General features: G+C 60.0%; 17 protein-coding genes. 2 read left to right on the forward strand and 15 right to left on the reverse strand.

The features are described 5' to 3' along the window. Positions 1-95 precede the first annotated feature (95 nt). Positions 96-1,898, reverse strand: coding sequence for a lipid A export permease/ATP-binding protein MsbA (gene msbA, locus ACZZ0D_RS21675; protein ID WP_159811690.1), 1,803 nt, complete (start codon positions 1,896-1,898; stop codon positions 96-98). Between the two features lie 159 nt (positions 1,899-2,057). On the opposite strand from msbA, the gene ACZZ0D_RS21680 reads away from it, so the two are divergent. Continuing rightward, positions 2,058-3,920, forward strand: coding sequence for an O-antigen ligase family protein (locus tag ACZZ0D_RS21680; RefSeq protein WP_463554250.1), 1,863 nt, complete (start codon positions 2,058-2,060; stop codon positions 3,918-3,920). After that, complete coding sequence (locus ACZZ0D_RS21685) at positions 3,920-5,137, forward strand: acyltransferase family protein (protein WP_463554251.1); 1,218 nt, start codon at positions 3,920-3,922, stop codon at positions 5,135-5,137. Before ACZZ0D_RS21680 ends, ACZZ0D_RS21685 begins: the two co-directional genes overlap by 1 nt. Before the next feature lie 18 nt (positions 5,138-5,155). Here the strand turns inward: ACZZ0D_RS21685 and ACZZ0D_RS21690 are convergent, their stop codons facing one another. The 14 genes from ACZZ0D_RS21690 to glnE form a co-directional block, all read right to left on the reverse strand. Further along, on the reverse strand, positions 5,156-6,040 hold the full coding sequence (locus tag ACZZ0D_RS21690) for a glycosyltransferase (RefSeq protein WP_463554830.1): 885 nt from the start codon (positions 6,038-6,040) through the stop codon (positions 5,156-5,158). A 32-nt stretch (positions 6,041-6,072) separates the two neighbouring features. Continuing rightward, positions 6,073-7,227 carry a glycosyltransferase family 4 protein gene (locus ACZZ0D_RS21695; protein ID WP_463554252.1) on the reverse strand — a complete coding sequence of 385 codons (1,155 nt, stop codon included), beginning with the start codon at positions 7,225-7,227 and terminating at the stop codon, positions 6,073-6,075. After that, on the reverse strand, positions 7,224-8,660 hold the full coding sequence (locus ACZZ0D_RS21700; RefSeq protein WP_463554253.1) for a PIG-L family deacetylase: 1,437 nt from the start codon (positions 8,658-8,660) through the stop codon (positions 7,224-7,226). The genes ACZZ0D_RS21695 and ACZZ0D_RS21700 overlap by 4 nt, the downstream gene beginning before the upstream one ends. Before the next feature lie 8 nt (positions 8,661-8,668). Further along, complete coding sequence (locus tag ACZZ0D_RS21705; protein WP_463554254.1) at positions 8,669-9,565, reverse strand: antimicrobial resistance protein Mig-14; 897 nt, start codon at positions 9,563-9,565, stop codon at positions 8,669-8,671. After that, complete coding sequence (locus ACZZ0D_RS21710; protein ID WP_053116722.1) at positions 9,565-10,695, reverse strand: glycosyltransferase; 1,131 nt, start codon at positions 10,693-10,695, stop codon at positions 9,565-9,567. The genes ACZZ0D_RS21705 and ACZZ0D_RS21710 overlap by 1 nt, the downstream gene beginning before the upstream one ends. Next, entirely contained in the window at positions 10,679-12,436 is a 1,758-nt protein-coding gene (locus tag ACZZ0D_RS21715; RefSeq protein WP_008079282.1) for a carbamoyltransferase family protein, read from the reverse strand. The genes ACZZ0D_RS21710 and ACZZ0D_RS21715 overlap by 17 nt, the downstream gene beginning before the upstream one ends. A gap of 333 nt (positions 12,437-12,769) precedes the next feature. Next, a complete protein-coding gene (locus tag ACZZ0D_RS21720; protein WP_463554255.1) occupies positions 12,770-14,221 on the reverse strand; it encodes a lipopolysaccharide kinase InaA family protein in 1,452 nt (483 codons plus the stop codon). Further along, positions 14,221-14,973, reverse strand: coding sequence for a lipopolysaccharide kinase InaA family protein (locus ACZZ0D_RS21725; protein ID WP_426618560.1), 753 nt, complete (start codon positions 14,971-14,973; stop codon positions 14,221-14,223). Before ACZZ0D_RS21725 ends, ACZZ0D_RS21720 begins: the two co-directional genes overlap by 1 nt. Beyond that, complete coding sequence (locus tag ACZZ0D_RS21730; protein WP_053116718.1) at positions 14,970-15,704, reverse strand: lipopolysaccharide kinase InaA family protein; 735 nt, start codon at positions 15,702-15,704, stop codon at positions 14,970-14,972. Before ACZZ0D_RS21730 ends, ACZZ0D_RS21725 begins: the two co-directional genes overlap by 4 nt. After that, on the reverse strand, positions 15,704-16,510 hold the full coding sequence (gene rfaP, locus ACZZ0D_RS21735) for a lipopolysaccharide core heptose(I) kinase RfaP (RefSeq protein ID WP_053116717.1): 807 nt from the start codon (positions 16,508-16,510) through the stop codon (positions 15,704-15,706). The genes ACZZ0D_RS21730 and rfaP overlap by 1 nt, the downstream gene beginning before the upstream one ends. Then, positions 16,510-17,631, reverse strand: coding sequence for a glycosyltransferase family 4 protein (locus ACZZ0D_RS21740; protein WP_053116716.1), 1,122 nt, complete (start codon positions 17,629-17,631; stop codon positions 16,510-16,512). Before ACZZ0D_RS21740 ends, rfaP begins: the two co-directional genes overlap by 1 nt. After that, positions 17,631-18,692, reverse strand: coding sequence for a lipopolysaccharide heptosyltransferase I (gene waaC, locus ACZZ0D_RS21745; RefSeq protein WP_053116715.1), 1,062 nt, complete (start codon positions 18,690-18,692; stop codon positions 17,631-17,633). Before waaC ends, ACZZ0D_RS21740 begins: the two co-directional genes overlap by 1 nt. Position 18,693: 1 nt before the next feature. After that, positions 18,694-19,728, reverse strand: coding sequence for a lipopolysaccharide heptosyltransferase II (gene waaF / locus ACZZ0D_RS21750; RefSeq protein ID WP_053116714.1), 1,035 nt, complete (start codon positions 19,726-19,728; stop codon positions 18,694-18,696). A gap of 1,795 nt (positions 19,729-21,523) precedes the next feature. Next, a complete protein-coding gene (gene glnE, locus ACZZ0D_RS21755) occupies positions 21,524-24,463 on the reverse strand; it encodes a bifunctional [glutamate--ammonia ligase]-adenylyl-L-tyrosine phosphorylase/[glutamate--ammonia-ligase] adenylyltransferase (RefSeq protein WP_463554256.1) in 2,940 nt (979 codons plus the stop codon). Positions 24,464-24,657: the final 194 nt, after the last annotated feature.

The raw sequence follows: 24,657 nt of genomic DNA on the forward strand, positions 1-24,657 counted from the left end.
GCTGCCGCAGGCTGCGATCTTTTGATCTTGCTTCTATGAAAACAGATCAAAAGATCGCAGCCTGCGGCAGCTCCTACCGGGCCGCGTGAACATTATCAGGCGATGTCTTCAGCCGGAGCATCCAGGCCCATGGCGTTCAGACGCGCGTAGTAACCGTTCTGCGCCAGCAATTCATCGTGGGTGCCGCGTTCAACAATGCGGCCCTGATCCATGACCAGAATCAGGTCAGCCTTCTCGATGGTCGACAGACGGTGCGCGATCACCAGCGTGGTGCGGCCCTTCATCACTTGATCGAGTGCCGCCTGAATGTGCCGTTCCGATTCAGTGTCGAGGGCCGAGGTGGCCTCGTCGAGAATCAACAGCGGCGCGTTCTTGAGCAACGCACGGGCAATCGCCAGACGCTGACGCTGACCGCCGGAAAGCAGCACGCCGTTCTCGCCAACCTGAGTGTCGAGGCCTTCAGGCAGTTGCGCGATGAAGTCCATCGCGTAGGCATCACGCGCGGCTTTCTCGATGTCTTCACGCGGCGCGCCGGCCAGATCGCCATAGGCGATGTTGTTGGCCACGGTGTCGCTGAACAGGGTTACGTGCTGAGTCACCTGAGCGATATGGCGACGCAGATTCAACAATTTGTAGTTTTCGACTTCCACACCGTCGATGAGGATTTCGCCCTTGTCGTGGTGATAGAAGCGCGGAATCAGGTTGGCCAGCGTCGACTTGCCGCTGCCGGAGCGACCAACCAGCGCAACCATCTGCCCCGGCTCAACGCTGAAGCTGATGTTGTCGAGCACCTGACGCTCGGTGTCCGGGTAGGTGAAGCTCAGGTTACGCACGTCCAGACGACCGGTGACCGCATCGCGCTCAACCGTGCCGGTGTCGACTTCAGGCGCAACATCCAGCTGTTCGAAAATGCTTTCCGCACCGGCCACACCTTTCTGGATGGTCGAGCTGACTTCGGACAACTGGCGAATCGGCTTCGGCAGCAGGCCGGCCAGGGTGATGTAGGCAACCATGTCACCGGCCGAAGCGTCACCGCGCAGGTACAGCACGAGGAACATCAGCACGGCCATGGCGCTGTAGATCACCAGTTGCAGCATCGGCGTGTAGATCGCACCGGTGCGGGTCATGCGCAGCTGTTTGTCGGTGTTGCTCTGGCTGGCCTTAAGGAAGCGCTTCTCTTCGTAGACTTCGCCGCCGAAGCTGCGCACCACGCGATAACCCTGAATGGTTTCCGACGCCACGTGAGTGACGTCGCCCATGGCCAGCTGGATTTTCTTGCTCTGTTTGCGGAATTTCTTGCTCGCAGTGCGCACCATCACGGCGATCAGCGGCAGGATCGCGACCATCACCAGCGTCAGCTTCCAGTTCATGAACAGCAGGGAGGCGAACAGGAAGATCACCGTCATGCCTTCACGGATTACGACCTTGATCGCATCCGTTGCCGCCCCCGTGACCATGGTCACGTTAAAGGTGATGCGGGAAATCAGATGACCGGAGTTATGCTTGTCGAAGTAGCGGTTCGGCAGCACCAGCAGGTTGTTGAACAACTGCACACGCAAGTCATGCACCAGGCCTAAGGAAACCTTGGCCAGAAAATAGTTGCCCAGATAAGATCCCAGACCCTGCCACGCGGCGATCAGGATGATCAGCAACGGCACGGCCTGCAGCAGTTGCAGGTCACGCAGGTAAGGCACGGTCGGGAACAGCACGGCTTCCGGGTTCGACAGGCCGTCGACGAAATACTTGAGAATGTAACCAAGCATCGGCTGGGTCGAAGCGAAAATCAGAAAACCGACGATGCTGATCAGAAACAGACTGATGTACGGCCGAACATAGCCGAGCAGGCGGAAGTAGATTTTCAAGCTCGAGGGGCTTGCGGCAGGACTGGAGTCGGTCATATCACGCGAAGAGTCGATAAATAAGGACGCCGACTTTAACACAGCTTCTTCGGGGTTCTGGCAATCGGCGAAAGGCTGTTATTGTTAGACACCTTTTTAAGCATCAAATAGCCATCATCCGAATGGTCGATCAACTTCTTCAGGATTGAATCTCTCAGCATGCAACTTCGCGGCTTCAGCAGTACGTCCAATCGAGTCTTCGACTTCATTAGCCTGTGGATACTTCCCGTCGGCTATTTCCTGCTCCTGTGCGCGCTGTTTTTCCTGCCGGGCCGAAGTCTGCATCACAAGCTGTTTTACGGCTTGTTCAGCATTCCGACCTTGATCGCTTTGTGCCTGCGTCCGCGCGAACTCAAAGAGTTGCTGCGTGAACCGATTTTCGTCGCGCTGCTGGTGTTTGTTGCCTGGGCGCTGCTCAGTCTCAGTTGGGGGCCGCGCGAAGAAGGCCTCGCCGGGATGTTCAAACCGTCATTGCACACCTTGCTGCTGTTTGCCGGCACCTATCTGCTGGTGCGTTATCGCAGTGAGATTCTGCAACCGTTGCTGTTTGGCGCGGCGCTGGTAGCCTTGGCCGCGACGACCTGGTTCTTGTTCCGTTTTGCCCACATGTATCAACCGGGTATGCGCCTGATCGGCGGTGGCGCTTTCGACAACCCGCTGCTCAGTTCCCACTTGTTCGGATTTTTCGCCGCCTATTGGCTCAGCGTGACCATGACCTGCAAACGCCGCCAGATGATGTGGCTGAGCGTGCCAGCGATGGCCATCATGTTCATGGCCGTGATCGGTACCGGATCAAGGACGCCGCTGGTAGCACTGACCATGGCCGCGCTGTGGTTGTGCTTCATCTGCTGGAACCGCCGCTCGCTGGGACTGTTGGCCGGACTGGCACTTAGCGGCGTCACCGTCGCGGTACTGTTTGCGCAAATGATCCTCGAACGCGGCGACTCTTATCGACTGGAGATCTGGAAGCAAGTGCTGCACATGATTGCCGACCATCCCTGGATCGGACATGGTTACAGCGCCACGTTGTCCGTCGACCCCGGCGTCGGCATCAATTTCCAGGAGCCACACAGCTTTGTCCTGGGCGTGCTGTATTACGTCGGCATTGTCGGTCTGGTGCCGTGGCTGTTCTTTATTTTCAGGGGCCTGCTGAGCAGTTGGCGTCAGCGCGTACAACCACTGTTGATCGTTGCCTCGACGCTGCTGATCTTCGGCATCGGCGCCGGCCTCACCGAAGGCGGCGGGATCATTTCGCGCCCCAAGGAACACTGGTTTCTGCTGTGGATCCCGTTGGCACTGATCGCGGCACTGAGCATCAATCAGCGTGCGCGACGCTTGCTGAGCATGCCGATAAAAAAACTCAGTGCGAGCGGGCTGCAACAGTTGAGCAACGATGCTCAAGTGATCGAAGAAGATGGCCTGGGCCCGAAAGTCCTGCGCTTGAGCGATGGCAGTTTCCTCAAACTGTTCCGCCGTCGCCGCTGGTACACCTCGGGCAGCTTCAATCCCTATTCAGAGCGCTTTGCCGTCAACAGCGAGCAGTTGCGCCTTATGGGCATTCCCACCCCGCAAGTGCTCAATCTTTATCGCCTCAACGATGGCAGCAGCGCCGTGCATTACGCCCCGCTGCCTGGCCACACGTTGCGTCAGGTATTGCAGAGCATTACCGCACCGGCCGTTCGTCAGGCGCTGGTCGAGCGCTTTGGCAAATTCATGGCGCAACTGCATGAAAAAGGCGTGTATTTCCGCTCGCTGCACTTGGGCAACGTGCTGGTACTGGAGGATGGCGAGTTCGGTTTGATTGATCTGGCAGACCTGCGCGTTTACCCTAGCCCGCTCAGTCTGGCCCTGCGCCAGCGAAATTTGCGCCATATGCAGCGCTATACCGTCGACAAACGCTGGTTGTTCGAAGACCACTTCGAAGCATTACTCCAGGGCTACGCCGTCATGGCGTCGCAATCTGCGGTGGATAATCTGCACAGGCAAGTGCTGGCCGGCAACACTGCGGCCCGAGTTCATTGATGATCGAAACCAACCCCCTCATTGCGCTGGCAGCCTATCTGCTGGCCATCGTATCCGCCGCGCTTTTGTTGCGCGTCGTACCGAAAATCGCCCGCCACCTGCAGCATTCCGGTGAAAGCCGCTATGCCAGCATCGATGGCCTGCGCGGTTACCTGGCGTTTGGCGTGTTCGTGCACCACGCCGTCATTACCTGGATCTTTCTGCGCACCGGAGAGTTCGGATTTCCGCCGAGCAACTTCTACTCGATGATCGGCCAGGGCAGCGTTGCGCTGTTCTTCATGATCACCGGCTTCCTGTTCTGGAACCGTCTGCTGACCCAAGGGCGTCAGCACGACTGGCTGGCATTCGGCATTTCGCGGGTGTTTCGCCTGTATCCGCTGTACCTGCCGCTGATGTTGATCGTCTTCGTCACCGTGTTCCATTTGCAGAACTGGGAACTGAAAGAGCCTGGCAGCGCACTGTTCAAACAGATTCTGGCGTGGCTGACCTTCGACCGTCCGGACATCAACCAATACCCGCAAACCGGCATGCTGATTTCCAACGTCACCTGGACGCTGGCCTATGAAGTGTTCTTCTATCTGGCGCTGCCACTGGCCGGGATGGTGTTCATCTATCGCGGCAGCTGGGTACAAGTGGTGCTGTGCCTGATCGGCATTTACGCGCTGTATCAAGTGGTCGGCTGGGAGCACTCGCTGAAGAAGCACTTCCTCGCCAGTTTTCTCGGTGGCATCGCCGCGGCGTACTGGATTCGCAAGCCTGCGCTGGTGGCCTGGAGCCGCACACGTCTGGCGGGCGTGATTGCCGTGTTGGCGCTGGTGATCGCCTTCACCGCGTTCAACCGTGCGTTCAAGACCGGGCCGCTGTTCCTGCTGTCATTGTTTTTCGTGATCGTGGCGTCGGGCAACAACCTGTTCGGCGCGCTCAAGCCACGCAGCATCCGCTGGCTCGGCGAGATCAGCTACAGCACCTATCTGCTGCACGGTTTTGTCTTGTGGCTGATGGTGCAGCGTCTGCCGCTGCTGCTGAATCTCGACGCGCGGGAAGCGGATGTCTATCTGCCGCTGATCGCGATCTGCACCTGCCTGCTGATTCTGATCAGCAGCCTGAGCTTTCTGTACATCGAGTTGCCGGGGATGGCCGCCGGCAAGAAGGTACTGCAGTGGATTCGCTCGCGCCAGAAAGGCGATAAGCAGCTCTCGGAGAAAGTCGCCCGCTAAGCGCGGGCGACCGCTGTTTCAGCCCTTTTCCTGCGGCGAAAACAGTAACCGCCCAAGACCGCGCCAGGTCTTCTTGTTCCACGCCTTGAACGGGATCTGCTTCAGCAGCTCCCACGCCAGCTTGCGATTGCGGTTGGCGGTTTTCAGGAACATCGAATTCAGCGACTTGTAGCGCACTTCGTCGTACAGCGGATGATCGCTGAACAACGCATAGATGCGCAGAATGCTTTCGATCATGAAGCGGTGATTCTTATACGAGTTGGTCGCGTGCTTGCGATAGCGCGCCATCACCACGTTCAAGCCATCGATGAAATAACCGGCGCGCGTCACCTTCAGCTCGATGTAGAGGTCTTCGAGGCGAATCGTCGGGTCGAAGCCACCGACCTTGTCCAGCGCTTCGCGGCGGATCATCAGGGTCGGGGCTGGCGGATAAGGCTTGCGCTCAAGGAACATGTCGTCGAAATCCAGACGACGGAACGGCACATCACGGCGCTGACGCTTTTCCGGGTAGAGGTTGCCGTCGGCGTCCATCAATTCGATGTTGCCGGCGCAAATCCCCACTTCCGGCTTGCCGTCCATGTACGCCACCTGAATCGCGATGCGCTCCGGGTACATGATGTCATCGGAGCCGAATGGCACGATCAAGCTACCCTTGGCCCGCGCGATGGCGCCGTTGAGCGTATTGGTCAGGCCCTGATTCTGTTGCACACGGAAATCGAAACCGTACTGTGCCTGCAAGGCAGTGATGCGCTCGACGCTGTCGTCCTTCGAGCCGTCATCAACCACCAGCAATTCGATGTTCTTATAGGTCTGATTGATGACGCTGAGGATGCTCTCCTCAATGTACGGGCCGTGGTTGTACGAGGCGATGATCACGGTGACGAGGGCGTTCGCTTCGCTCATGGCTATTTGCTCGCCCATGGCTTTCTGCTCGCTCATGGCTGCTCCTTGCGTGCCTGTTCGAGGCCAGAGTCGATCAGATTGAGGTACTCCTGACGGAACACCTCGATGTCATGTTGTTCCTGCAGATAGCGGTAGGCTTGCTCGCCCTTGGCCTTGAGTTCGTCGTCGGACAGCGCGAGGTACTGATCCAGCGCCGCAACAATACTCGGCACATCCTTCGGCGTAATCGCCAGACCGCCGGCGCCTTCGATCAGCGGCACCATCGCCGGCACGTTCGAGGCGATCACCGGCAAATGTCCGCTCATGCCTTCCAGCAAGGCCAGACCCAAACCTTCGGCCAGCGACGGCATCGTCCAGATATCAAATGCGCGCACGTATTGCAGCGCGTTTTCCTTGAAACCCAGCAAGTGCGCGCGACCCTTCAAACCCAGTTGTTCGATCTCGGCAGCCAGCGGTGCTTGCAAGCGCCCGGCACCGATGATTGCCAACTGCGTGTTCGGGTATTTGTCTTTCAGCGCGGCAAATGCCTGCAACAGATAGGTGTGACCCTTGACCGAAACCAGCCGCCCCAACGCGCCGATCAGGCGCACATTCGGGTCGATGCCGAGCAGCTCACGCGCCTTTTCGCGGCTGTGCTGCAAACCTTCGGCCTGTTCGATGTCGATGGCGTTGGTGATGGCGTAAGTATTCTGGTCGGTGAAACCGCAATCGCAGTTCAGCAGGTACTGCTTAACCGCTGGCGAAACACCGACGAAGCGCCAGTGCCGATCAATCAGTCGCTGCGTTTGACGACGACGATAGAAGCGGTCGTACTCGCCAAAACCGTGAGAGATGCCAATGCACAACGGCACCTTCAACCAGCGGTTCAGGGTGAGCATCATGTTCACCGGTTTGAAACGGTTGCAGATGACGACGTCGAACTTTTCCCGGCGGCAGAACTTGTACAGTTCCCACATCGCGCGCAGGCGCATGCCTTTCAGGGATTTGTCGGAAAACTCGAAATACACCGAGCGATCGGCGCGGCTGACCGGCTCACCGGGCGCGGGTTTGCCGCGCAGAAACGCAGCGGTGATCTCATAACGATCCGACGGCAGCGCCTTGACGATCTGCTCGGCAAGGTCAGCGAAATCATGGGCTTTGACGTTGTAGTCAGGCTGCAACTGCAGCACCTTTGACCGTTGACTCATAACTCTCCCCGATTGACGCCTGATTCACCCGGTTTCAGCAGCCACAGCAATTCCTGGCGTCTGACCGTTTTTCGAAAAAATTCGTTTTCGCCGTACACCGACGGCGCGCGACCGGCCAGCAAACGCTGGATCACGCGGCGCAAGCGGCGCTTGAACGGCGCTGGTGGCTGCAAGTCGTGCATCATGCCGAGTGCCATGGCTTTGTCGCGTTGCTGTTCGATAGTCAGTGGCAGGCACAGCGGCTGCATCAGTGCGGCGCCATCGAACGCCGGCGGCAGCGCGATGCCCTCACCGGCGTTGCCCATCGGCCAGCGATCGTTGTCGTGCAAATGGTTGGCGTACCCGAGCAGGGTTGGCTGCCAGTCCAGAGTGTTCAGCACTTGCTGCACGGCTTGCTGGCTGCACAGATGATCAGGATGCGGATCAAGCGTCGGATGCGGCAGGACGATCACGTCCGGACGTGCGCGCAGCAGCACTTCGCGCAGGTCGGCCAGCAGATTGTTCCAGGTCGGCGCGCCATCGACATCGCTCGGCAAGCTGAACGGGTTCAACTGGCGGAACAGACGGGTATCGCTCAGATCGGCTTCGCGTGAAGCCATCGCTTGATTCGGCGCCGCCTGCATCGCTGCCAGTTGCAGACAGAAGTAACCGAGTTGCACGCAGTTTTCCGCCGGCACACCGGCCCAGCGCGGCACGGCGAGGCTGTCCCAGGCGCGCAACCGACCCTTGAGCCGCGCGGCTTCGACCTTGTTCAGGCCCATCTGCTGATAATGCTCGGCCTCGATTTCGCCGGCGGTCAGGGTGACAATCCAGGCTTCATCGGCCTGGCTGTACAGACCGTACGCCGCGAGTTCGGCGTCGTCGGCATGCGGTGCGATGACCATCACCCGTGAACGGCGGTAATCGGTTTGCTCCAACGCCCAAAGCACCGGCTCGCCGGAGACGCGACAGAAGCGCCCGCGCAAGCGCAGCACACTTTGCGACAAGGCTTGCGCCTGACCGCTGAGGTTCAGATAGCGCAGACCGTTGACGCCGCGCTCGAAGGTTTGCGCATCAGGATTCGTACCGCCCACCAGTTCGATGCGCGGATCGAAGAAGCGTCCCAGCCACGTGCTTTTGACCTGCACCGCGAGAATCAGCGTGGCGTCATCCATCACCATCACGCCATCATCCAGACGCAATTGCTCGCCGTTCAGATGCACTTTCGGCTGTGGCGTAAACGGTGGAAAGCTGTACTGGTAATCGTCTTTCGGCGAATAGAACAAATGATCGGCGAACCACGCCTCATGGGCGATCCAGCCAATCACCGCGAGCAGCAGCGGCAACCACCAGGCGACCAGCACACCGATCGCAATCAATACGATCAACGCAATCAGCAGGCCGATACGTTTATTGCGCCGGTGGCGCTTGAGCAGTTGCTGTTTGCGGCTCATGGGCTGACTCATACGGTGAACACCGGCACAGGATTGCACCAGCGATCCTTGTATTCACGGTCGGCGCGACCGAAGGAAAAGCGCAACGGCTTGTTCAGCGCGCGCGCATGTTCCCAGGCGCTTTGCGTATTGAGGAAGCTCAACACGCTGCCGGGACTGAATTCACGGGTTTCTGGGTCGACGCCCCCGTTGATGTATTCAACGCTGATCCACTCCGGCGCTTCGACGCGGTACACCAATTGAATGGCAATCGGCGCATCGTTGAGGAAAATCACCGAACCGATCAGCAGTTCGCGCAACAGCTCGATGACATCAGCCATGCGCGCCGCGCCGGTAGCGGGGAAACCCCAGCGGCGCTGAAACAGATCGCAGTAGATCGCCGCCAGCTCAACGCTGGAGAAGTCGCTGACAGGACGCACCACGCCGCCCGCCTCTTCCAGCAGACGCAATTCGCGGCGCTGGTTGTAGCGAAACTTCTTCGACAATTCTTCCGGGGTGCGGGCCATGGCCAGTTGCTCGGCCTGCAACTTCATACCGCTGAAGCGACTTTCGTTGAGCGCCGACAGGTAGCGCGCGCGATGGCGCAGCGGGGCTTGGGCATCGACGGCGGCCGGCAGGATCAGCTCGGCGTTGCCGAGGTCGAACAGGCCTTTTTTGCCGTTGCGCTTGAGCACGTCCTTGGATAGCGCGAGATCGCGGCCCCAGGTCGGGATCGCCGCTTTGATTTCGCCTTGCTGCTCCCAGGCCAGATAGCGCACCGGGATGCCGGCCAGATCGGCCAGACGCTCAACCACCAGCGGATGCGTGGCGACGCTGCCGCCAAAACGCTGCCAGGTGGTTGCATAGGTCGAGGCGTCAACGGGCGACCAGCCACGTTCGCGCCAGCCTTGGAATCGGTTGAGCATCAGCCCCTCGGTGCCAGATCGATAACTTGCGGCAGACGCCAGAAGGTGTCGCGCACCGCACGGTCGGAGAATTGCTCACGAAGACGTTCGAGCATCATCTCGGCGCACTGATGGCGCTGTTGATCATCCATACCAGCCAAATGTTGCAAGCCCTGGGCAAGACGCTCGGCATCGCCCAGCGGGAACAGAATGCCCACGCCTTCGACGACTTCCTTCGCCCCGCCACACGCGGTGGCCAGCAACGGCACGCCGGCGGCCATGGCCTCCAGCAGCACCATGCCGAACGGTTCGTGATCGGAGCTCAGCGCGAAAACATTGAAGGCGCGGAAGTAATTGCGTGCGTCCGGCACCTGACCGAGGAACAGCACGCGATCGCCGATACCCAGCTCTAGCGCCAGCTCTTTGAGATCCTGTTCCAGACGGCCCTTGCCGAGAATCACCAGTTGGCTGTTCTCGGGCAACCCCGGCAGCGCGGCGGCGAAACCTCGCAGCAATGTCGCCTGATCCTTGTCCGGGTGCAGTCGACCAACGTTGCCGACAATCCACGCATCCGCCGCCAGCCCCAAGGTCTCGCGGGCTTCGCGGGCGGACACCTGAGCAAATTGCAGCGCAGGCAGATCGATACGGTTGTACAGCGTCTGAATCCGCGTTTGCGGCCACTTCGGCAGGCAACGACGCATGTCGTCACGTACCGCGTCGGACACACCGAGCAGGCTCAGACGTTTACGGAAAATGTGCGCGAACAGCTTGCGCGTACGGCGTTGGTAATCACCAAACGCGTGATGCACGCCAATCACCGGCAGCGACGTGCCGAGCAAGGCGATGTAGATCGGCTTGAAACGATGGGCGATGCAGAAACTGAAATTGCGTGAAGCGGCGATCTTGCGCAGATCGCCGATGGCGCCCAGCTTCAGGCCACGAATGGCCTTGGAGCTGTATTCCATGAACAACACTTCATCGGAGGCACACGCCGCAGCCACCTCGCTATCGGCGGCCCCGGTCAGAAAGACCGTGGTCACCCGATAACCGGTGCCCGCGAACAGGCTGGCGTACTGCCGTGCGCAGTCGAGGAACGGCCCGTCATAGCCGTGACAGAACTGCAACACATGGCGTTCAGCCGAGCGAGTCATAAGCGTTTGCGCCCTCTTTGACCACCAGAATGTCTTCCATGATCAGGTACTGCAGATCGGAGCCGAAGAACATGTTCAGCGCGTCAGTCGGCGAGCAGATCATCGGTTCGCCACGACGGTTGAGCGAGGTGTTCAGCGACACGCCGTTGCCGGTGAGGACTTCCAGCGCTTTCATCATGTCGTAGTAGCGCGGGTTGTATTCGCGCTTGAGCACCTGGGCACGGGACGTACCGTCTTCATGGACGACTTCCGGCACACGGGTTTTCCACTCATCCGCGACTTCGAAAGTGAAGGTCATGAACGGCGCCGGGTGATCGATCTTGATCATCTGTGGCGCGACGGTGTCGAGCATCGACGGGCAGAAAGGCCTCCAGCGCTCGCGGAACTTGATCTGGTGGTTGATGCGGTCAGCCACGCCGGGAATGCTCGGGCAGCCGATGATCGAACGACCACCGAGTGCGCGCGGACCGAATTCCATGCGGCCCTGGAACCAGGCCACCGGGTTGCCGTCGACCATGATCTTGGCGATCTGCTCCGGCATGTTGTCGAGCTTGCGCCAGGTCGGCTTGTTCTCGTGACGGGCGCACGCGGCGATCACGTCTTCGTTGCTGTACGACGGGCCGAGGTAGACGTGTTCCATCTTCTCGACCGGTACGCCACGGGCGTGCGACACGTAAGCGGCGGCGCCAACAGCGGTGCCGGCATCGCCGGACGCAGGTTGTACGAACAGTTCTTTGACGTCATCGCGGGCGATGATTTTCTGGTTGAGCTTGACGTTCAACGCACAGCCACCGGCGAACGCGAGTTTGCCGGTTTCCTTGAGGATGTCGCCCAGGTAGTGGTCGATCATCTGCAGCGAGATCTTTTCGAACAGCGCTTGCATGCTCGCGGCGTAGTGAATGTACGGCTCGTCAGCGATGTCGCCTTCGCGTTTCGGGCCCAGCCATTCGATCAGCTTCGGCGAGAAGTAGAAGCCTTTGCCCTTCTCTTTGTAGCGACGCAGGCCGATCACGTTGGCGTAGTCGGTGTTGATCACCAGTTCGCCGTTCTCGAACGAGGCCAGACGCGAGAAATCATATTTGCTGGCGTCGCCGTACGGCGCCATGCCCATGACTTTGAACTCGCCGTCGAGCATCTCGAAACCGAGGAACTCGGTGATCGCGCCGTACAGGCCGCCGAGGGAGTCCGGATCGAAGAATTCCTTGATCTTGTGGATCTTGCCGTTTTCGCCGTAACCGAAGAAGGTCGTGGCGTACTCACCCTTGCCGTCGATGCCGAGGATCGCGGTTTTCTCTTGGAAACCCGAGCAGTGGTAGGCGCTGGAGGCGTGAGCCAAGTGGTGCTCGACCGGCTCGATCTTGATCTTTTTCGGATCAAAACCCAGTTGCTCCAGGCACCAGACGATCTTGTTGCGATAGCGCTTGTAGCGGCGGTTGCCCATCAGAATCGCGTCAAGAGCGCGATCCGGTGCGTACCAGTAGCGCTTGGCGTAGTGCCAGCGCGCCTCACCGAACAGGCTGATCGGTGCGAACGGAATCGCTACCACGTCAACGTCGGACGGCTTGATGCCAGCCTGCTCAAGGCAGAACTTCGCCGATTCGTAGGGCATGCGGTTCTTTGCATGCTTATCGCGTACGAAGCGCTCTTCCTCAGCCGCCGCCACCAACTTGCCGTCGATGTACAAGGCTGCTGAAGGATCATGGCTAAGGGCGCCGGACAGGCCAAGAATCGTCAATGCCACAGGGGTCTAGCCTCTTTAGTCTGCATGCAGGCGCAAGGCGCCTTGAAAATTGAAGTGCCCTCGCACCGGGCGAGAGACAGCTAAAGGGCGGGATTATAGCGTAAACGTGGCGGGAATGACCCTGTGCGAATTGCCCCAGGGGTATGAGCCTGATGAAAGCCTGTCCCGGCACCGGGTGCTGCGGAGATGAGGCGTATTGGGTCAGAGAGATTTGTGGGGCTTTGGCTGGCCTCTTCGCGAGCAAGCCCGCTCCCACAGGTGACCGTGTTCCTTTAGTTGGAATGCGGTCAAATGTGGGAGCGGGCTTGCTCGCGAAAGGGTCGAAGACCCGATTCAGGCAGCGCTGGAGATGTCTTTGGGCAAACGCTGATCAATCACTCGATACAGCGCGCTGCTCTCGGGCCAGTTGCGCATGAAGCGTGCGCGGTCGCGGGCGTAGGCCGGGGCGAAGCTGCCGAGGGAGCGGTGTTGGCACATTGAGTCGAGATCGATCAGCGCCCAGCGATTGTCCTGCCAGAACAGGTTATGGCCCTTGAAATCGCCATGACTGATGCGTTCGGCGATCAGGCGGGCGAACAGTTGATCCAGCGCCTGCAGCTCGGATTCCGGCGCGTTGCCGTTTTCAACATATGGCGCAAAGCGCTCGATGATGTCCGGGCCCGGCAGGTATTCGGTGATCAGATAAGCGCGGCTGCGCAGCCACAGAAAGCGTTTTTCCAGCACGGCCAGCGGCTTCGGCGTGGCGATGCCGAGGAACGCCAGACGATTGCCTTCACGCCATGAATGCCAGGCGCGGCTCGGACGCCAGAAGCGTTTGAGCCAATGAGCAAAATTCTTGATGTTGTAGCGCTTGATCACCAGTTTGCGCCCGGCCACGTCGACCTTGCCGACGCTCGCCGCGCCGCCGGTTTTGTACAAATGGCCCTGATCGAGCAACGCATCGGCCTGTTCCAGCACCGGCGCCATCGCCGCTTCTTCCTCACGACGAATAGCACGTAGCGCGAATGCTCCGCGCTGCACGGCAAACAGCGTGCACTCGCGACCGACCTTGATCAGGTAATCGCGCAAACGCCAGGCGCGCACTTTGTCGATCTGCTTCTGCAACGCTTCCAGCGGCAACGCGTGTTCGCCGTTGCTCAGCAGGTAATACACCAACAATTCTTCAGTGAACGGCTCAAGCGATTTGGGCAATTGGGCGAAAAACACCCCGAGATTTTCCAGCACTTTCTGCCGCGACAACGGCTGACCGGCGGTTTCCGCGCAGATGCCAGCACCGTCGATCAAGTACAACTGGCCGCCATGGCGCAGCAGATTGTCGAGGTGCAGGTCTTCCTGCCAGAGGCCTTTGCTGTGCAACTGCGCAATCGCGCCGAGTGCTTCGCCCAGCACCGCCGATTGTTCATTCGCCAGCACCGGCAACGACTCGACCTGTTGCCAGGCATCGCCAAGGCTTTCAGCGTCTTCGAGAAATTCGAACAGCAGCCAGCCGCCCTCGCCGTCCTTCAAGCCATCGGCCAACAGCAGCGGCGTGGTCAAGCCTTGCGCCGCCAGCAGCTTCACGCCATTGAGTTCACGCTGAAAATGCCGCGCCGCTTTGCTGCCGACCAGCAACTTCGCCAGCACTGGCCGACCGCGCCAGACCCCGGCACCGACATAACGTTGCCCCGGCAGCACCCGCAGCAGACTCAGCAACTGCAAATCGGCCGGCCCGGCGGCATCGGCCAGGGAAATCGTCAACGGCAGACTCGGCGTGCGCCCGGCGTTTTTCAGGTCGGACAACTGCATCAGCGAGTCTCCTTGCGACTGCGCCGCGCGGTCAGACGCGTAACCCAGGCGTCGACCAACGAACTGTCGGTCGCCTGATCGACATAAGCCGCAAGCAGCTCGCGCAGTTGCGCCTCGTTCCATTGCGGCGCACGGCGCACCAGCGGTTCCAGATCCTTGACCCGATCGCGCATGCCCCACAGCAGTGGCCGGGTTTTCTCCAGGTCGATCAACTGCGCGCGATATTCAGCGCCGTCGGCCTGCAAAAAAATATGTTTCGGGTAAAAACAGCCGTGCACCTGACGCAGACCGTGCAGCAGCCGCGCCAGTTGCCCGCAGGCCTTGAGGATCGCTGATTGCTGCGCGGCGGTCAGTTCCGGCCAGCACTGCAACAACGAATCAAGATCATCCCAGCCATCGAGGGCGCGGGTCAGCAGGATCGCGCGGACTTCGCCGTCGACCTTGCGCTGGCCGAAGAACGCCGCTTGCAGCGCCGGGATACCGAGCTTGTTGTAGCGACTAATGTTGCGAAATTCGCGAGCAAAACTCGGCTCACCAAACGGCGCATGCAAGGTGCGCGTCAGGTAGTTGCTCTGGCGCTTGAGGTAGTAGGCGTGACCTTCCAGCTCCAGGCGAAACACGCTGCTCCAGCCGCCACCGTCGGTGTTCGGCTCGTCCACCGCTTCGAGCTGTTTGGCCCAGAGCGCGTCGAAGGTGCCGAGGCCATGGCGCTCAAGCAGCGCACGGTCTTCAGCGGCCAGAAAATCAGTCATTCGCGTCCCTCGAAAAATCTCACCACGTGGCGAATGCGCTTTTTGTCAGCGGCATTCAGGCGATCACGCCCACGGTATTGCAGATAAAAGCGCAGGCGCTGGGTGTTCGACAGGTGATATTTGGCAACCTTGTCGAGGCAGGCCAGATCCTTGGTGATGCGGTACTTGAGCCAGAAACCGCGCCAGAAATCGCCGTTCGGGCAGTCGATCAGGAACAGTCGATCCTGATCGTCGATCAGCAGGTTGCGCCACTTCAGATCGTTATGGGTGAAGCGGTGATCGTGCATCGTCCGCGTGTAAGCGGCCAACTGCCGGCTGACACCATCCACCCAGGCGCGATCCTTGAGCTTGGGATCGTTGCGCTCGGCCAGCGCCGAGAGGTCTTCGGTGCGCGGCAATTCGCGGGTGATCATCGCGCCACGGTCGTACGCCGCGCCACGTCGCTCCAGACCCCAGGCCACCACTTCGGCGGTGGGAATGCCCCACTTGGCGAAGCGCTTGAGGTTCTGCCACTCCATCTTCACGCGCGGCTTGCCGAGGTAACGGCGCAAGCCTTTACCGGCGCCGACGTAGCGTTTGACGTAATAGTTGACGCCGTTGCGCTCGACACGGACGACTTCCGACAGCGGATCGCGAGTCAGCCGTTCGCCTTGCAGGGCGAACACCGCTTCGAGGCTGCCAAAATCTTCGGCGAGTTCACTGTATTGCGGCTCCAGAATCCAGCCCGCCATCAGAGCGCATCCCCGTAGCGCTGTTTACGCGCATAGAGCTTGTTGGCCTTGCCTTCGAGCCAGCTCAGCAACGGCGCTTCTTCGGCGAGAATCTGCCGCAGCGGTTGCTGGAAATAGCCCTTGAGGAAACGCAGCTTGTCGCGGCGGGTCAGGCCGATGTCCAGCGCGGAAAAGTACAACGCGGCCAGATCCTTGTTGCGCCAGCGCTGGGTGATTTTCGCGCGGGTCTGGGCACGGTGCAGGTCGATCACCGAAAGCTTGAAATCGTCTGCCGTCACCGGTTTATCGGTGTGCAGCAGGAAGTGGCAGATGTAGCAGTCGCGGTGATTGACGCCGGCGCGGTGCATCATGCCGGTCATGCGCGCGACTTCGGCGATCAGCGCGCGCTTGAGTTTCGGCTCGGGCGGCTGCTTGATCCAGTCGATGCTGAAGTCTTCGAGGCTGACGGTAGGCGCCAGCTCTTCGGTGACGATGAACGAGTGCTGATCCGCCGGGTTGCTGCCCTTCTCGCCGTACGCGACGGCGGTCATGGTCGGCACGCCGACTTCCTGCAAACGCTGGATCGCCTTCCACTCCTGACCCGCGCCGAGCACCGGCAGCTTGGCGGTCAGCAGGTTTTTGAAGATTTCGCCCCAGCCGATGCCACGGTGGATCTTCACGAAAAATCCGTTGCCGTCGACTTCCGTGCGCAGTGTCCGGCGTGCTTCCAGCTCGCGGTATACCTCGCCCTGCAAGCCTTCGACTTCGGCGAACGGGTCGCGTCCGGCCCAAAGGCTTTTGAACGGTTCAGCCAGCATCAACTTCATTAAGCGTGCTCCGCCAGAATCACATCGGCCGCGTGCTGCGGCATGCTGTAGAGGTCGGCCGTCTCGGCGAAGGCCAGACCATTGCGGCTCCAAGCCGCTCGTGCAGCGTCGTCTTTCAACATGTCAGTCAGGTATTGCGTCAACTGCGCTTGATCGAACGGCTCGTCCAGCACTCGCCCGGCGTCGGCCTCGGCGATGTAATGGGCGTAACCGCAGACCGCGCTGACCAGCACCGGCAAGCCGGCGACCAGCGCTTCAAGCAACACAGTACCGGTGTTTTCGTTGTACGCCGGGTGAATCAACAGGTCAGCGCCGAGCAGGAAACGCGGGATATCGCTGCGCCCTTTGAGGAACGTCACGTTGTCGCCCAGACCTAAAGTTGCACTCTGCATCTGGAATAATTTGGGGTCATCCTGGCCGATTACAAACAGCCGCGTGCGCTTCTTCAGTTCGGCGGGCAATGCGGCCAGTGCTTTCAGGCTGCGATCGACGCCTTTGGTTTTGAAACCGGAACCGATCTGCACCAGCAGCAGCTCGTCATCCTTCAGATTGAATTCGGCGCGGAAACCGGCGCGGATTTCGTCAGCATCCGCTGGACGGCGACGATCCTGAGCGATGCCCGGTGGCAGCAAGTGGAAGCGTTCAAGCGGCGTGTCGTAATGCTTGATGAACAGCGGCTGCTGCACTTCGGAAATCATCAGCACTTCAGTCTTCGCGTCTTTGGCGAACACCGCGCGCTCGTACTCGGCGAAGTGGCGATAGCGGCCCCAGCGACGGTACAGCGAATTGCGCAGATTCTGCGCCTTGTCTTCGAAGCAACCGTCGGCGGCGTAATAGACGTCCAGCCCCGGCATCTTGTTGAAGCCAATCAGGCGATCAACCGGGCGCTTGGCCAGATCCGCTTCCATCCATGCGCTGAGTTTTTCGTTGCGACGATGATTGAAGAACGCTTTCACCGGTGCCACCAGCACCTCGAAACCGGGCGGCACGTCGCCTTCCCAGATCAGCGTGTAGACGCGGATCTGATGCCCGCGTTTCTGGCATTCGAGGGCGATGCGCATGAAGTCGCGCTGCAAGCCACCGAACGGGAAATATTTGTACAGGACGAATGCCAATTGCATCAGCGCAGCTCCTCAGCCATTAACAACGTGCTCAGTCGGCTGGCGACACGCTCGGGGTTCAGACGCGTGAAGCACAGCGGCTGTTCACGCTTCAGGTCAAACTGACGGGCATCCTGCGCGGTCGGTTGATAGGTACATTTCTTTTGCAGGCACGGCGCGCACGGGAAGTCGCTGGCCAGGTGAATCTGCAGTTTGCCGTAAGCGCCGGTCAGGCCCGGGTTGGTCGGGCCGAACAGCGAAATGGTCGGTACGTCCAGTGCCGCCGCCAAATGGCCGAGGCCGGTGTCCACCGCCACACAGGCTTGCGCGCCGGCGAGGACTTTGCCGACGCCGGCCAGATTGAGTTTCGGCAGCACTTCGGCGTGTTTGAAACCGGCGGCGATGCGCTCGGCGCGAGCCTTTTCCTGCGGATTGCCCCACGGCAGTTTGACGCCGACGCCGAGGTAACCGACGCGTTCGGTCAGTTCACGCCAGTAGGCTTCCGGCCAGTGTTTGGTGTCCCAGGTGGTGCCGTGCAGGAACACTACGAAGGCGTTTTTCCGTGGCAGCTCGACCAGACGTTCGACGTTGAGGCCGTAGTCGCCCAGGCCTTTTGGCAGGTCGTAACCGAGGGCGATGGCGAACAGTTGGCGCACGCGTTCGACGGCATGTTGCCCACGGGCCACGGCCAGTTTTCGATCGTAAAAACGCGCGGCCATCGGCTCACGGGCCGAACCTTTGTCGAGTCCGGCCACCGGCGCTTTGACGTAACGGGTCAGCCAGGCGCTTTTCAGCAGGCCTTGGGCGTCGATCACCAAGTCATATTTGTTGGCGCGCACGCTTTGTTTGAAGCGTTTCCACTCGCCGCTGGTGATGGTTTTCCAGATATTTTTGCGCCAGCGGCGGATCGCCACCGGAATCACTTTGTCGACGGCCGGGTGCCAGGTCGGGATCTCGGCGAAGCCTTCTTCAACGACCCAGTCGAATTTGATCCCGGGGATCGCCCTGGCGGCGTCAGTCAGCGCCGGCAACGCATGAATCACGTCGCCCAGCGATGAGGTCTTGATCAGCAGTACCCGCAACTTAATGAACCTCGACCACGGAGCCCTGCAATTTTTGCAAGGCATCGTTGACCGCGTCCGGCATCAGCTGGCGCAGGCAGTTGTAATGGCCGAAGCGGCAGGTACGGTCGAAGCATGGGCTGCAATCGAGACCCAGACGCACCACTTCAACGTGCTCGGCCAACGGCGGGGTGAAGCCCGGCGAGGTAGAGCCGTAGACCGCGACCAGTGGACGGTTCAGGGCGGCGGCGACGTGCATCAGGCCGGAGTCATTGGAGACCACCGAGTCGGCGCAGGACATCAGGTCGATGGCTTCGGCCAGCGAGGTGCCGCCACTGAGGTTGACCGATTCTTCGCGCAGGCCCGGGATCAATCGGGCGCGAATGTCTTCGCCGACCGCGTGATCGTTTTTCGAGCCGAACAGCCACACTTGCCAGCCTTCGCGGATACGCGCTTCGGCGACTTTGGCGTAATGCTCGGACGGCCAGCGCTTGGATTCGCCGAATTCGGCGCCGGGGCACAGGGCCAATACCGGGCGATCGAGGCTCAGGCCGAACTTGGCCAGCGCCGCTTCGCGGGTGACCGGGTCGATTTGCAGGCTTGGGCGTGGATAGGGTTTCGGCAGCTCGGCGTTCGGCTCATAGGCCAAGGCCATGAAACGCTCGATCATCAGCGGATAGCGTTCTTTGTCGAGGGTGCGCACGTCGTTGAGCAAGCCGTAACGGAATTCGCCACGCCAGCCGGTGCGTTTCGGGATGCCGGCGAAAAACGGCACCAGCGCCGATTTCAGCGAGTTGGGCAGCAGGATCGCTTGATCGTACTGACCGCGCAGGGATTTGCCGATGCGCCGACGCGTCGCCAACTCCAGCGCGCCATGGCCGAGCGGGAAGCTCAAGGCCTGGCGCACTTCGGGCATGCGCTCAAGGATCGGCCGGCTCCACTCGGGGGCCAGCACGTCGATTTCGCATTGCGGGTGGCGCTGTTTGAGACACTGAAACAGTGTCTGCGCCATCACCATGTCACCGACCCAACTGGGCCCAACGATCAGAATATTCATGTGGTTTCCAAAAACGAACCGGGGAGGCATTTACGCCTCCCCGCCTCGAGAATCACTGAGGGAGCGGCGCTGCTTGCGATGGGTCATTACCTTCAACATAACTGTCGACTGTCACTCCGCTATCGCGAGCAGGCTCGCTCCCACATGGTTTTGTATCTGCTCACACAACTGCGACTCACCGCAGATCCACTGTGGGAGCGAGCCTGCTCGCGAAGAGGCTGGCACATCCAACATCGATGCTGCCTGACACTCCGCCTTCGCGAGCAGGCTCGCTCCTACAGGGTTTTGCATTCGTTCCAACATCTGCATTTCACCGCAGATCTATTGTAGGAGTGAGCCTGCTCGCGAAGAGGCCGGCACATCCAAAATCAATGCTGCCTGACACTCCGCCTTCGCGAGCAAGCTCGCTCCCACAGGGTTTTGCATTCGCTCCAACATCTGCATTTCAGCGCAGATCTATTGTAGGAGTGAGCCTGCTCGCGAAGAGGCCAGCACATTCAACATCGATGTTGCCTGACACTCCGCTTTCGCGAGCAAGCTCGCTCCCACAGGGTTTTGCGTCCGTTCCAACATCTGCATTTCAGCGCAGATCTATTGTAGGAGTGAGCCTTCTCGCGAAGGGATCAGCACATCCAAAATCAATGTTGCCTGACACCCAGCCTTCGCGAGCAGGCTCGCTCCCACAGGGTTTTGCATTCGCTCCAACATCTGCATTTCAGCGCAGATCACTGTGGGAGCGAGCTTGCTCGCGAAGGGGCCAGCACATCCAAAATCAATGCTGCCTGACACTCCGCCTTCGCGAGCAAGCTCGCTCCTACAGGGTTTTGCATTCGTTCCAACATCTGCATTTCAGCGCAGATCTATTGTAGGAGTGAGCCTGCTCGCGAAGAGGCCAGCACATCCAAAATCAATGCTGCCTGACACTCCGCCTTCGCGAGCAGGCTCGCTCCTACAGGGTTTTGCATTCGTTCCAACATCTGCATTTCAGCGCAGATCTATTGTAGGAGTGAGCCTGCTCGCGAAGAGGCCGGCACATCCAACATCGATGTTGCCTGACACTCCGCTTTCGCGAGCAAGCTCGCTCCCACAGGGTTTTGCATTCGCTCCAACATCTGCATTTCAGCGCAGATCTATTGTAGGAGTGAGCCTGCTCGCGAAGGGATCAGCACATCCAAAATCAATGCTGCCTGACACCCAGCCTTCGCGAGCAGGCTCGCTCCCACAGGGTTTTGCATTCGCTCCAACATCTGCATTTCAGCGCAGATCACTGTGGGAGCGAGCTCGCTCGCGAAGAGGCAAGCACATCCAAAATCAATGCTGCCTGACACTCCGCCTTCGCGAGCAAGCTCGCTCCTACAGGGTTTTGCGTCCGTTCCAACATCTGCATTTCAGCGCAGATCTATTGTAGGAGTGAGCCTGCTCGCGAAGAGGCCGGCGCCTTCAACATCCATGTTGCCTGACACTCCGCTTTCGCGAGCAGGCTCGCTCCTACAGGGTTTTGCGTCCGTTCCAACATCTGCATTTCAGCGCAGATCACTGTGGGAGCGAGCCTGCTCGCGAAGAGGCCGGTACATTCAACATCGATGTTGCCTGACACTCCGCTTTCGCGAGCAAGCCCGCTCCCACAGGGTTTTGCATTCGTTCCAACATCTGCGATTCACCGCAGATCTATTGTAGGAGTGAGCCTGCTCGCGAAGGGGCCGGCACATTCAACATCGATGTTGCCTGACACTCCGCTTTCGCGAGCAAGCCCGCTCCCACCTTTTTGAATCTCATCGGCCTTGCTGATGTGTTTTCAGCTTAGCCCCATCTCTTTCCAGATCCGCAACACCTGTCGCCGTTCTTCGACGAACTGGTCGCCTGCAATCACCCCCGGATCCTTCTGCAAGGCCTGCCGGTGGGCGGCGGAGCGGTAGGCTTTGTAGGCCTCGCGCAACAGGCTGGCGTCTTCGGCAGGCATCAGCCCTTCGTGTTCCAGCTCTTCCGTGATGCGGATGTTATCGGTCCAGCGCAGCAATGGCGGGTGGTTGTGCGACCACGCCAGGGCCGCGTATTGCACCATAAATTCAATATCGACGATACCTCCGGCGTCCTGCTTGAGGTCGAACGGCGCCGTGGCGTCGAAGGCATTCGCCGCGGTGCCGGCCGCGGTGCTCTTGGTGCCGAGGTTGTCGCGCATCTTCGCGCGCATCTCGCTGACTTCCTGTTGCAACTTCGCCAGATCACGGGATTTGCCCAACACCTGCGCGCGAACCTTCTCGAACGCTTTGCCAACATCCTGACTCCCGACCAGCACCCGCGCCCGCACCAGAGCCTGATGCTCCCACGTCCACGCTTCATTTTCTTGATAACGAGCAAACGCGCCGAGCGAACTCACCAACAGCCCGGAAGCACCGGACGGCCGCAAACGCATGTCCACTTCATAGAGCTGGCCCGAGTTGGTCTGCGCCGTCAGCAAGTGAATGATCCGCTGTCCCAGCCGGGTAAAGAACTGCGCGCCATCAATCGGTTTCGCCCCGTCGGTTTCCGCCTGCGGATCACCGTCATGGATAAACACCAGATCCAGATCGGAACCATGCCCCAGTTCCAGCCCGCCGACTTTCCCGTAACCGACAATGATGAAGCCGGGATCGCACAAGGTGCCGTCGGTGCGCAGCGGTGTGCCGTGTTTGGCCACGGTCTGGCGCCAGGCCAGGGCCAGCACTTGTTCAAGAATCGCCTCAGCGAGCCAGGTCAGGTAATCGCTGACTTTCATCAACGGCAGGCTGCCGGCGATTTCCGAGGCGGCGACGCGCAAGCGGTGCGCCAGTTTGAAATGGCGCAGGGCTTCCATTTGTTGTTCGAGGTCGTCTTCGGGGATTCGCGTCAGCCGCTCGCGCAATTCGGCGGCCAATTCCGGCGCCAGGGGCGGCTTGAACAAACGCCCTTCGTTGAGCAATTCATCCATCAGCAGCGGGAAGCGAGTGATCTGCTCAGCAATCCACGGGCTCGCCGCGCACAACGTCAGCAAGCGGCGCAGCGCACCGGGGTTTTCCGTGAGCAAGACCAGATAAGCCGAACGCCGAGCGACCGCTTCCACCAGCGGCAACACCCGCTCAAGCACCAGATCCGGATTGGCATGCTCAACCGCTTGCGCCAACAGGCGCGGAATAAACGCATCAAGACGCTCGCGCCCTAGCCGTTGCATCGCGCGCAATTGCGGGCTTCCACGCAAACCGGCCAGTGCCTTCAGGGCTTTGCTGGCATCAGCGAAACCGCCCTCTTCCAACTGTCGGCAAGCCGCCTCTTCGTCCTGCTCTTCTTCCCACAATGGCAACCATTCACCGCCGACCACCACTTCGCTTTCGGTGCCTTCTTCCTCGTCGGGATCGGCAATCACCTGCGCAAAGTGCCAAGCGACGCGGCCGCGCCAGAACATCAGCTTCTCGTGGAAAGCGTCCCAATCGGCAAAGCCGAGCATGAAAGCAATGCGCGCCTGATCCTGCGCGCCGTCCGGCAGCATCTGCGTCTGACGGTCGGCAATCGCTTGAATCGCATGCTCGGTGTAACGCAGAAATTCGTAACCTTCACGCAACTCGCTGATCACCGCTGGCGGCAGGTAGCCCTGCCCTTCAAGCGTGCTCAACACCTTTAATAGAGGACGCTGTTGCAGACTCAGGTCGCGGCCACCGTGGATCAACTGAAAGGCCTGAGCAATAAACTCGACCTCACGAATTCCGCCCGAGCCGAGCTTGATGTTGTCGGCCATGCCTTTGCGCCGCACTTCCTGCTGGATCAACTGCTTCATGGTGCGCAGCGCTTCGATCGCCGAGAAGTCCAGGTAACGCCGATAAACAAATGGCCGCAGCATGTCGAGCAACTGCGCGCCCGCGACCTGATCGCCGGCCACCACCCGCGCCTTGATCATCGCGTAGCGTTCCCAGTCGCGGCCCTGGTCCTGGTAATACTGTTCCAGCGCATTGAAGCTCAGCACCAGCGCGCCGGACGAACCGTACGGGCGCAGGCGCATGTCGACGCGGAACACAAAGCCGTCGACGGTCATCGGATCCAGCGCCTTGATCAGGCGCTGGCCGAGACGAATGAAGAATTCCTGATTATCCAGCGAGCGCTTCACGCCCACCGTTTCGCCGCCCTCGGGGTAGGCGAAAATCAAATCGATGTCGGAAGACAAATTCAGCTCGACCGCGCCGAGCTTGCCCATGCCGAGGATGACCATCGGCTGCGGCTCACCGCTGCGGCGGCCAGTCGGCGTGCCGAATTGTTCGCAATGGCGGCTGTACAACCATTGATAGGCTTGATCGATGGTGGCGTCGGCCATGTCCGAGAGGTCGCGGCAGGTCTGCACCAGATCGGCCTGTCGGGTGAGGTCACGCCAGATGATCCGTACTTGATGGCGCGCCCGTTGGCGACGCAGGGCGCGACCGAGTTCGTCTTCAGTCTGTGCGGCGTTCACCGCAGCGGAAATCTGCGCACACAATTCACCCGGTGCGAACGGCCGGTCGAGTTCGCCAGACTGCACCAGCGCGAGCAACATCAAAGGGTCACGAACGCTCTGTTCAATGACAAACTCGCTGGCAGCGGTGACGCGGGCGAATTGCGCCCAGCGTTCTGGCGTCCAGGTCGAGAAGCCGTGATCGTCTTCCAGTTCGGCGACGGCCGTACGGAACGACTGTTCGGATCGAGTGACCAACGGCAGGAGGATGGCAGGCAGTTCGGCAAGCACGGGCAGGGTCATGGTCTATCCTTGATCGGCGTGTAATCAGCCGCTTGTAGTGAATGGTGAAAACCCGCTACCTGAAGGACTGTCGAACAAAAGTTAGAAATAGCTGAAATTTCTTCTTCTTTAGCATCCAGCATCAAAGTTTCACCTTTTACGGATGGTAATCGACCAACCTTAACGATTATTCTCACAACGCAGTCAGAGGCCAC

Source organism: Pseudomonas sp. AC193 (assembly GCF_979258075.1).

Coding starts and splice junctions, on each gene's coding strand:
- msbA (WP_159811690.1), bottom strand. CDS start 1,898: ATGACCGACTCCAGTCCTGCCGCAAGCCCCTCGAGCTTGAAAATCTAC.
- ACZZ0D_RS21680 (WP_463554250.1), top strand. CDS start 2,058: ATGCAACTTCGCGGCTTCAGCAGTACGTCCAATCGAGTCTTCGACTTC.
- ACZZ0D_RS21685 (WP_463554251.1), top strand. CDS start 3,920: ATGATCGAAACCAACCCCCTCATTGCGCTGGCAGCCTATCTGCTGGCC.
- ACZZ0D_RS21690 (WP_463554830.1), bottom strand. CDS start 6,040: ATGAGCGAAGCGAACGCCCTCGTCACCGTGATCATCGCCTCGTACAAC.
- ACZZ0D_RS21695 (WP_463554252.1), bottom strand. CDS start 7,227: ATGAGTCAACGGTCAAAGGTGCTGCAGTTGCAGCCTGACTACAACGTC.
- ACZZ0D_RS21700 (WP_463554253.1), bottom strand. CDS start 8,660: ATGAGCCGCAAACAGCAACTGCTCAAGCGCCACCGGCGCAATAAACGT.
- ACZZ0D_RS21705 (WP_463554254.1), bottom strand. CDS start 9,565: ATGCTCAACCGATTCCAAGGCTGGCGCGAACGTGGCTGGTCGCCCGTT.
- ACZZ0D_RS21710 (WP_053116722.1), bottom strand. CDS start 10,695: ATGACTCGCTCGGCTGAACGCCATGTGTTGCAGTTCTGTCACGGCTAT.
- ACZZ0D_RS21720 (WP_463554255.1), bottom strand. CDS start 14,221: ATGCAGTTGTCCGACCTGAAAAACGCCGGGCGCACGCCGAGTCTGCCG.
- ACZZ0D_RS21725 (WP_426618560.1), bottom strand. CDS start 14,973: ATGACTGATTTTCTGGCCGCTGAAGACCGTGCGCTGCTTGAGCGCCAT.
- ACZZ0D_RS21730 (WP_053116718.1), bottom strand. CDS start 15,704: ATGGCGGGCTGGATTCTGGAGCCGCAATACAGTGAACTCGCCGAAGAT.
- rfaP (WP_053116717.1), bottom strand. CDS start 16,510: ATGAAGTTGATGCTGGCTGAACCGTTCAAAAGCCTTTGGGCCGGACGC.
- ACZZ0D_RS21740 (WP_053116716.1), bottom strand. CDS start 17,631: ATGCAATTGGCATTCGTCCTGTACAAATATTTCCCGTTCGGTGGCTTG.
- waaF (WP_053116714.1), bottom strand. CDS start 19,728: ATGAATATTCTGATCGTTGGGCCCAGTTGGGTCGGTGACATGGTGATG.
- glnE (WP_463554256.1), bottom strand. CDS start 24,463: ATGACCCTGCCCGTGCTTGCCGAACTGCCTGCCATCCTCCTGCCGTTG.